The sequence below is a fragment of the Borrelia crocidurae genome (genome assembly GCF_000825665.2).
In the GTDB taxonomy this organism is placed as follows: Bacteria; Spirochaetota; Spirochaetia; order Borreliales; family Borreliaceae; genus Borrelia; species Borrelia duttonii.
Map to the genome: position 1 here is coordinate 743,181 of NZ_LN609267.1, position 3,100 is coordinate 746,280.

At 27.3% G+C, this 3,100-nt stretch carries 5 protein-coding genes and 1 pseudogene; 5 read left to right on the plus strand and 1 reads right to left on the minus strand.

Features of this window, described 5'->3' with window-relative positions:
• Positions 1-389 precede the first annotated feature (389 nt).
• Genes BN1173_RS03580 through rnc form a run of 5 tightly spaced genes read left to right on the plus strand, consistent with a single transcriptional unit; the run spans position 390 to position 2,666 of the window.
• Entirely contained in the window at positions 390-929 is a 540-nt protein-coding gene (locus BN1173_RS03580; protein WP_246040052.1) for a hypothetical protein, read from the plus strand.
• A 2-nt stretch (positions 930-931) separates the two neighbouring features.
• Complete coding sequence (gene coaD / locus BN1173_RS03585) at positions 932-1,429, plus strand: pantetheine-phosphate adenylyltransferase (RefSeq protein ID WP_012538441.1); 498 nt, start codon at positions 932-934, stop codon at positions 1,427-1,429.
• 52 nt (positions 1,430-1,481) lie between these two features.
• Complete coding sequence (gene rpmF, locus BN1173_RS03590) at positions 1,482-1,664, plus strand: 50S ribosomal protein L32 (protein WP_012538442.1); 183 nt, start codon at positions 1,482-1,484, stop codon at positions 1,662-1,664.
• A gap of 22 nt (positions 1,665-1,686) precedes the next feature.
• Positions 1,687-1,929 (plus strand): acyl carrier protein, encoded by a 243-nt coding sequence (gene acpP / locus BN1173_RS03595; RefSeq protein ID WP_014696523.1) that lies wholly within the window; start codon positions 1,687-1,689, stop codon positions 1,927-1,929.
• Positions 1,930-1,934: 5 nt separating this feature from the next.
• Positions 1,935-2,666 (plus strand): ribonuclease III, encoded by a 732-nt coding sequence (gene rnc / locus BN1173_RS03600; RefSeq protein WP_012538444.1) that lies wholly within the window; start codon positions 1,935-1,937, stop codon positions 2,664-2,666.
• On the opposite strand, the pseudogene BN1173_RS04415 reads toward rnc, so the two are convergent.
• Positions 2,638-3,100 (minus strand): annotated as a pseudogene (locus BN1173_RS04415) (CCA tRNA nucleotidyltransferase); the annotation flags it as partial. The gene rnc and the pseudogene BN1173_RS04415 overlap by 29 nt on opposite strands.

A 3,100-nucleotide genomic window follows, 5' to 3' on the forward strand; every position in this document is an offset into this window, starting at 1 on the left:
GTGGAGTAATGATTGTAAAATGTCATTAATTTGAGGAGATATAAATATAAAAAATAGTTTTTTATTGATTAAATATGATGCGAAGTTTACAGGTTGGTTAATGGGGGATAATTTTATTGGTTTTGATTATTTTAAAATAATAGAATAGGTTTTATCTTTTGTTTATTCATTTAAGAGTGTTAAGTTATGAATAATAGGAAAATTAAGATTTAATACAATACTTTAATATTAAATTATTTTGTTACTAGAAAAAAATTGATAAGTATGCTAAATATAGCATTGAATTATATAGTTTTAATGATGAACATCATTTGGAATATTTGTTTGATGTTCTTAAAGAGAAATATTACTCGTTTGTTTGACATTAATTGAAGGAGTTAATATTGAGGATGGGTAGGAGTAAGTCCAGTGGGAATGATTTAGAGAGAGGAAATAAATTTCCTTATTGGAAAATTAGGAAAGCACGATCTGAACTTAAGAAACAAAGTTCTTCTGTTTTAAGTAATGGTGCTAACAATAATAAATCTGTGGGTGTTAATTCTAATGGACATAAAAATTATAAAGGTAATAGACAAAAAGGGTTGGGAAAAGATCAAAGATCGCGCATAAAATTTAAAAAAATATGTCCTATTTGTGAAAAGCAAATTAAAGATATTCTTTCTTGTATGTCCATGAAGTTTAGTGACGAAGATAAGCCTATACATTTTGATTGTGCTATTGATAGGTTGAAATCCGAAAGTCATCTTTTAAAAAATGAAAGTTTGGTATATAAGGGTGTTGGCAAGTTTTTTGTTGTTGATAGGTCTGTTAGGGGAAGTAATTTGTCTTTTAAAATTGTTAAGGAGATTAATTTTGAAAATTTAGAGGGTCGTCCTGCTTGGCGACAAAAAATTCTTAATGATATGAATAAAGGATTTAAATTATATTAGTTATGAGAGCAGCATTATTTCCTGGTTCATTTGATCCTATTACATGGGGACATATTGATTTAGTAAAAAGAGCTTCGTTAATTTTTGATAAAGTAATTGTTCTTGTTGCTAATAATAGTAATAAGAGTTATTTGCTTAGTGATATTGAGAGATATGAACTTACTTTTGAAGTTATTATGTCTTTAGGATGGACAAAAATTTTTGTGGATAAATATGATGGAGTTATTTTAGATTATGCTTTGAAGAATAATATTGGTTTTATTGTAAGAGGTGTTAGAGCGTTTCATGATTTTGAATTTGAATTTGAGAGATATGTTGTTAACAATAAGCTGAATTCTTCAATAGATACAGTATTTTTACCAAGTAGTGATAAATATTTATTTGTAAGATCAGATCTTGTTAAGGAATTGATAAAAAATAAAAATTTTAATCTTTCAAATTTTATTCCAGAGTTGGTACAAAAAAAGTTGAAATCTAAATTTATTGACAAATTATCTTGATAATATATATATTATTAAGATACGTTTGTTGATGTTTAAGGAGACAAAGATTATGGCTGTTCCAAAATTTAAGCCTTCAAAGTCTAGAAGTAGGACGAGGCGCAGTATAAATATGAGGAAAAAAATTCCTCAATTTCAGGAATGTTCAAATTGCGGTAACCTTGCAATAAGGCATAGAATATGTGCAAAGTGTGGTTATTATCGAAATAGTCAATACTTAGAATTAGGATTATAGTTTGAACGAGGAATGTTTGTTTATGGATCAAAATGAGATTTTTAAAAAGGTTAGGTCTATTATATCCGAGCAGCTTGACAAGAAAGAAGATGAGATTACTATGGAATCTAGGTTTGTTGAAGATCTTGGTGCAGACAGTTTAGATATTTATGAGCTTTTATATTTACTTGAAGAAGCATTTGATGATAAAATTCCAGAAAATGAAGCTAGCGAGTTTGAGACTATAGGTGATGTTGTTGCTTTTATTGAAAAGAAGAAGGGTTAACTATAATGGGTTCTTCAGTAGTGAAGTTGGATGTGGATCGAAAACAAAAGTTAAATGAGTTTTTAATGGGTCTGCATATTGATTTTAATGATATTTATTTGTTAAATATGTCTTTAAGTCATTCATCATATGCAAATGAATTTGATCAGAAATATGCTAATAATGAGAGATTGGAATTTTTGGGAGATTCTGTTCTTAATCTTATTATTACAGATTATTTGTATAAATTTTATCCTGATAAGAGTGAAGGTGAGCTTAGTAAAGCTAGGTCTTATATTGTTAGTGAAGATTCTCTCTCTAGTATTGCTCGAGAACTTAATCTTGGTAATTATATTTTGCTTGGTAGAGGTGAAGAAAATAATGATGGACGTAATAAGAAAGGCATTCTTGCAGATGCTATTGAAGCTTTTGTAGGTGCACTTTATCTTGATGGGGGCTTTTCAAAAGCCTCTACTTTTGTGGTAGAACTTTTTGAAGTACATATAAGGTTAATGTTTAATCGTGGTGATTTTAAAGATTATAAAAGTTTATTGCAAGAATATGTTCAAAAAAAATATAAAATTTCACCAAGTTATAAATTGGCTAAAGAATTAGGTCCTGATCATAATAAGATTTTTTGTGTTGAACTTTATGTTAATGATAAATTTGTATCTAATGGCAAAGGAAAGTCTAAAAAAGAGGCTGAGATGATAGCAGCTGAAATGGCACTTAAAAATATTGTGAATATTGATCTTTAATCTTTTGAAGCAAAATTTCTTTCTTATTTAATTTAGGCTCTATTAGTACTTCATTAAGTAGATGATTGAGAATTATACCAGTGTTTTTGTGGGTTCTTAATTGGAACTTTTTAACATCGTTGCCATTTATTTGCAATTCTTTTAAAGATAATGGATCTCTTAACAGCTTGTTATTTTTAATCTTATTTGTTATAAATTTAAACTTGTTGTTTTTTCCTTTAAGGGCTTTATATATATCAAGTGTTTCTTTATAATTTTCTCTGGTAGTTTTGCTTAAAAAAATTCTAATATGATGTAATTTTTTTGGATTTAATTTATGAATTGCGTTGATAGTTGTTTTATATAATAATATTAGTTTAATGTCTTTGTTTGAAAACTTGAGTAATTTTAAGTTTTGTTTTAAATTTGATATGTCTTGTTTTATAGTAAAAATA

Excerpts from the sequence above, each read along its gene's own strand:
- rnc (WP_012538444.1), top strand. The coding sequence starts at position 1,935 with ATGGGTTCTTCAGTAGTGAAGTTGGATGTGGATCGAAAACAAAAGTTA.
- rpmF (WP_012538442.1), top strand. The coding sequence starts at position 1,482 with ATGGCTGTTCCAAAATTTAAGCCTTCAAAGTCTAGAAGTAGGACGAGG.
- coaD (WP_012538441.1), top strand. The coding sequence starts at position 932 with ATGAGAGCAGCATTATTTCCTGGTTCATTTGATCCTATTACATGGGGA.
- BN1173_RS03580 (WP_246040052.1), top strand. The coding sequence starts at position 390 with ATGGGTAGGAGTAAGTCCAGTGGGAATGATTTAGAGAGAGGAAATAAA.
- acpP (WP_014696523.1), top strand. The coding sequence starts at position 1,687 with ATGGATCAAAATGAGATTTTTAAAAAGGTTAGGTCTATTATATCCGAG.